This window comes from Bradyrhizobium sp. P2_E8, from assembly GCF_056403875.1.
The window spans coordinates 1-4,266 of sequence record NZ_JBFUES010000685.1 but is presented as its reverse complement, the minus strand read 5'-3'; the positions used below and the strand labels follow the sequence as shown (position 1 = coordinate 4,266).

The 4,266-nt window shown below is 67.7% G+C and carries 4 protein-coding genes; 3 read left to right on the top strand and 1 reads right to left on the bottom strand.

Going from position 1 to position 4,266, the window contains the following annotated elements; translation table 11 throughout:
* The first annotated feature begins 247 nt into the window (after nucleotides 1-247).
* From recJ to AC1D00_RS29520, 3 genes are all read left to right on the top strand, one after another.
* Nucleotides 248-2,089, top strand: coding sequence for a single-stranded-DNA-specific exonuclease RecJ (recJ, locus tag AC1D00_RS29530; protein WP_477013097.1), 1,842 nt, complete (start codon nucleotides 248-250; stop codon nucleotides 2,087-2,089).
* 31 nt (nucleotides 2,090-2,120) lie between these two features.
* On the top strand, nucleotides 2,121-2,930 hold the full coding sequence (locus AC1D00_RS29525) for an SDR family NAD(P)-dependent oxidoreductase (protein ID WP_477013096.1): 810 nt from the start codon (nucleotides 2,121-2,123) through the stop codon (nucleotides 2,928-2,930).
* A gap of 108 nt (nucleotides 2,931-3,038) precedes the next feature.
* A complete protein-coding gene (locus AC1D00_RS29520; protein ID WP_477013095.1) occupies nucleotides 3,039-3,836 on the top strand; it encodes an aldolase in 798 nt (265 codons plus the stop codon).
* A 133-nt stretch (nucleotides 3,837-3,969) separates the two neighbouring features.
* Here AC1D00_RS29520 and AC1D00_RS29515 read toward each other — a convergent pair.
* On the bottom strand, nucleotides 3,970-4,266 hold a 297-nt coding region (locus AC1D00_RS29515; RefSeq protein WP_477013094.1), incomplete at its 5' end, for a peptidoglycan-binding domain-containing protein.

The window sequence follows — 4,266 nt, the reverse complement described above, 5'->3', positions numbered from 1 at the left end:
ACCCGGAACAATCGCTTACAGATCGAATACGATTCTTTTTCGAGGATTCCGCCTAACGCCTGCTTAATTTGCTGTTCGACGGAATGCCTAAATGATAGTCACTCCGGCCTGTCGGCCGGCCATCCACCGCTTTGTGCGGCCCGGCCGTTGCAAATCGCCGGGGTTTCCCGGCCAATCCCCTTAAGCCAGTGACCGGGCGCCAGCGTGATCGCCCGAACCTCGAGTTCCCAACAGATAGCCGCTCGTCATGACGCCGCCCGCCACCGCCTTGCCCGTCGAAGCGCCCCAGGCGTTCCTGGGGGTGACGCGCTCGCTCACCGACAAGCTCTGGCGCGACCGGCTGGATGCGCGTGGGGCGGCCCAGGCGCTCGCCATCGTGCAGCGGCACCAATTGCCGGAACTGCTGGCGCGGGTGCTGGCGGGACGCGGGGTCGACATCGACGCTGTGCCCGACTTCCTCGACCCGACCATCCGCAAGCTGCTGCCGGACCCCTTCACGGTGACGGAGATGGAGGCCGCCTCCAAGCGGATCGCGGATGCGGCACAGAAGGGCGAGAAGGTCGCGATCTTCGGTGACTACGACGTCGACGGCGCGACCTCGGCGGCGCTGCTGGCCTGGCACCTGCGCCATTGCGGGCTTGATCCGCTGATCCACATCCCCGACCGCATTTTCGAGGGCTACGGCCCGAACGTCGAAGCCGTGCGTGCGCTGGCGGCGAAGGGCGCCACGCTGCTCGTGACCGTCGATTGCGGCACCACCAGCATCGAGCCGCTGGCGGAAGCCAAGCGCCTCGGCATGTCCGTGGTCGTGATCGATCATCACCAGGCCGGCACGGAGTTGCCCGAGGTCGATGCACTGGTCAATCCGAACCGGCTCGACGATCTCTCGGGCCTTGGCCATCTCGCCGCCGTTGGGCTGGTGCTGGTGACGCTGGTCGCGGTCAATCGCGAATTGCGCCAACGCGGCTTCTGGACTTCCGAGATGCCCGAGCCTGATCTCCTGGGCATGCTGCATCACGTCGCGCTCGGCACGGTCGCCGATGTGGCGCCGCTGATCGGACTCAACCGCGCCTTCGTCGCCAAGGGGCTGATCGCGATGCGGCGGCGCGACCATGTCGGCCACACCGCGCTGATGGATGTGGCGCGGCTCAACGGCCCGCCGGAGGCCTGGCATCTCGGCTTCATGCTGGGGCCGCGCGTCAATGCCGGCGGCCGCATCGGCCGCGCCGATCTCGGCGTGCGGCTCTTGCTCGAAGGCGATAGTGTCGAAGCCGCGCGGATCGCCGCCGAGCTCGATCGCCTCAACACCGAACGTCGCGTCATCGAGCAGGCCGCCGAGGCACAGGCCGAGGCCGAGGCGCTGGCCTCGATCGGGCTGGAGGACAAGCTCGGCGTCATCGTCACGGCGTCCGAAGGCTGGCACCCCGGCGTGGTCGGCCTTGTCGCCTCCCGCCTGAAGGAGAAGTTTTCGCGGCCGGCCTTTGCGATCGCTCTCGAGCCCGGCGGCATCGGCACCGGCTCGGGCCGCTCGATCGCCGGCGTCGACATCGGCAAGGCGGTGCGGCAGGCGGTCACCGACGGCATCCTGCTCAAGGGCGGCGGCCACGCGATGGCCGCGGGCGTGACGCTGCGCAAGGAGAAGCTCGCCGAATTCCGCGCCTATCTCGAAAATGCGCTGGCGCGCGACGTCGCCGAGGCGCGCCACGTCAACGAGCTCTATATCGACGGCGCCGTCTCCGCGCGCGCGGTGACGACGGAGCTTGCGACCACGCTCAACCGCGCAGGGCCCTTTGGCAGCGGCAACCCGGAAGCGGTGCTGGCGCTGCCGGCGCACCAGCTCGTCTATGCCGATGAGGTCGGCCAGGCGCATCTGCGTCTACGCTTCAAGTCGGGCGACGGCGCCATCGTCAACGGCATCGCGTTCCGTTCGGTCGGACAAAAGCTCGGCAATGCGCTGGTCGCCAATCGCGGTCAGCAACTGCATGTCGCGGGATCGTTGTCGGTCGACCGTTACCAGGGCGCCGAGCGCGTGCAGTTCCGCGTCATCGACGTGGCGCTACCGGACCAGGGGCCATCCGTGATTAAGTAGCGGCCTCAAACAACAAAAAAAGGGAGTGAACATGGCAGGGCAGGTTGAGGGCAAGGTCGCGCTGGTGACGGGCGGCGCCTCCGGCATCGGCGAGGCGATCGTCGAGCTGTTCGCGCGCGAGGGTGCGACGGTCATTGCAACCGACATCGACGAGCTGCGCGGTCCCGAGCTCGCCAAGCGCATCACCAAGGCCGGCGGCAAGGCGATCTTCCTGGAGCAGGACGTCACCAGCGAGGAGCGGTGGATCGAGATCGTCGCCGAGATCGCGAAGCGCTACGGCCGGCTCGACATCATGGTCTCCAACGCTGGCATCGGCATTGCCGTGCCCTCGATCGTCGACATGACGCTCGGTGACTGGCGCAAGCAGAACGCGATCAACCTCGACGGCGTGTTTCTCTCGGTCAAGCATTGCCTGCCCTTGATGCGCAAGACCGGCGGCGGCTCGATCGTCATGATGTCCTCGCTAGCGGGCCTGCGCGGCTCGCCGGGGCTGTCGGCCTATTCGGCCACCAAGGGCGGCGTGCGGCTGTTTGCGAAATCGATCGCGATGGAGTGCGCGGCTGTGGGCGACGGCATTCGCGTCAACTCCGTTCATCCCGGCATCATCGACACCCCGATCTGGGGCAAGATCCCGACGGGGGCGACCGGCAACCAGGGCAATGCGCCGATCGATCCGGAGGAACGGGCCCGGGTCGTCACGCCGCTCGGCCGCGCCGGGCAGGCCGCCGAGATCGCCAGCGGCGTCTTGTATCTGGCATCAGATGCCTCGCGCTACGTCACCGGCAGCGAGCTCGTGATCGACGGCGGCATGAACGCCGGCGGCGTGCCACGGCGGCAATAGGCCGCCGCGCGGGCTGCGAAGGGCAGGGTGGCGCCCGCAGGGGCTGACGCGCAGGCGCCGGYCCTGTAGAAGGCGAGGAGCTTCCGACCGACAGGGGTTTCCTTCGCCATGGCGCACAGCCTTCACTCTTCGTCATCCACGCCAGCGCCATTCCGCTCGAACCGGCCGGACCTCGCCTCCGACGCGATCCGCACCGCGCGCGAGGACCTCGCCGCCTGCTTCCGCATGGCTGCACGCAACGGCTTCGAGGAGGGCATCTGCAACCATTTCTCGGCCGTGGTGCCGGGCCATGATGATCTGTTCCTGGTCAATCCCTACGGCTACGCCTTCCGCGAGCTGACCGCGTCAAAGCTGCTGATCTGCGACTTCCACGGCAACGTGCTCAACGGCGAGGGCGTGCCCGAGGCGACGGCGTTCTACATCCACGCCGAGATGCACAAGCGCCTGCCGCGCGCCAAGGTCGCCTTCCATACCCACATGCCCTACGCCACAGCGCTGTCGATGACCGAGGGCGATCCCCTGATCTGGGCCGGGCAGACCGCGCTGAAATTCTACGGCCGCACCGCGGTCGACCGCGACTACAACGGCCTTGCGCTCGACAACCGCGAAGGCGCGCGGATCGCGTCCGCCGTCGGCGATGCCGACATCGTCTTCATGAAGCATCACGGCGTGATGGTGCTGGCGCCGACCATCGCGGAAGCCTGGGACGATCTCTATTATCTCGAACGCGCCGCCGAGGTGCAGGTGCTGGCGATGTCGACGGGGCGCAAGGTGCTGGCCGTCGATCCCGCGATTGCGGCCGAGACCTACAAGCAGATGCGCGAGGGCGATTCCGAATCCGCGCGATTGCATCTGGCCGCGGTTCGTAGGCAGCTGGATGCTGAGGAGCCTCAGTACAGGCACTGACCCCAATCGCCGTCATTCCGGGGCGCGCGAAGCGCGAGCCCGGAATCCATCGCGCAGCAATCCAGGCGGACCAATGGATTCCGGGCTCGCGCCAAGTGGCGCGCCCCGCAATGACAAAGTGAGAGAGCGGGCGCTACGACCCCTGCCGCAGCCTCGCCAGCACCTTCAACCCGCCATAGCCGTCCGCCGGCGTGATCCCCGCGCGCTGCTGAAAATCCTTGATCGCCTTCATCGTGTCGTTGCCGACGCGGCCGTCGGTGCCGCCGGTGTCGAACCCGGCCTTGGTCAGCCGCGTCTGCATCTCCTGCACCTCGGCGAGCGTCAGCGCGCGCTCGGAGCCGGGGAAGGGCTGGATGAACGGCGGCGCCCCCAGGCAGCGGTCGCCGAGATGGCAGATCGCCAGCGCATAGTTCATCGAGGGGTTGTAGCT